2 protein-coding genes are annotated in these 790 nt (G+C 61.8%); both read left to right on the plus strand.

What is annotated here, in order from left to right; genetic code table 11:
- Nucleotides 1-276, plus strand: a 276-nt coding sequence (locus CEK66_RS20190; RefSeq protein ID WP_226978703.1) for a TIM barrel protein, incomplete at its 5' end; no start/stop codon positions are given.
- 30 nt (nt 277-306) lie between these two features.
- Nucleotides 307-790: NAD(P)-binding protein (locus CEK66_RS20195; protein ID WP_152238070.1), on the plus strand; the 484-nt coding region annotated here is incomplete at its 3' end.

Here is a 790-nt window from a genome sequence, read left to right on the forward strand (position 1 = left end):
CATTTCGGCCTGCTGTACGACATCTACCACATGCAGATCATGGAGGGCGACATCATCGCCACCATCGGCAAGCATCACGCGTGCTTCAAGCATTACCACACCGCCGGCGTCCCGGGCCGGCACGAGATCGGGGACGATCAGGAGCTCCACTATCCCGCCATCTGTCGCGCGATCCGCGATACCGGTTTCGATGGCTATCTGGCGCAGGAATTCGTTCCTACCGCGCCGGATCCCGTCGGCTCGCTGCGCGAGGCGATCCGCCTCTGCGATGTCTGAAACGCTATCCACCGAGGTGAAGTAGAACCCATGGCAGACAATCATTACGACGCCATCGTCGTTGGCTCGGGCATCAGTGGCGGTTGGGCGGCGAAGGAGCTGACCGAGAAAGGACTCAAGGTCCTGATGCTGGAACGCGGACGCAACATCGAGCACGTCAAGGACTACGTCAACGCGATGAAGGAGGCGTGGGATTTCCCGCATCGCAACCGCCCGACCCAGGCGATGAAGGCCGATTATCCGGTGCTGATGCGCGACTACGCCCTGGTCGAGAACCTGCAGGGAATGTGGGCCAACGAAAAGGAATCGCCCTACACCGAGATCAAGCGATTCGACTGGTTCCGCGGCTATCACGTGGGCGGCCGCTCGCTGATGTGGGGACGGCAGAGCTATCGCCTGTCGGACCTGGATTTCGAGGCGAACCTGAAGGACGGCATCGCCACCGATTGGCCGATCCGTTACGCCGACCTCGCACCCTGGTACGACCACGTGGAGAAGTTCGCCGGCATCGCCG

The sequence above is a fragment of the Xanthomonas sp. LMG 12460 genome, assembly GCF_009192895.1.
In the GTDB taxonomy this organism is placed as follows: Bacteria; Pseudomonadota; Gammaproteobacteria; order Xanthomonadales; family Xanthomonadaceae; genus Xanthomonas_A; species Xanthomonas_A sontii.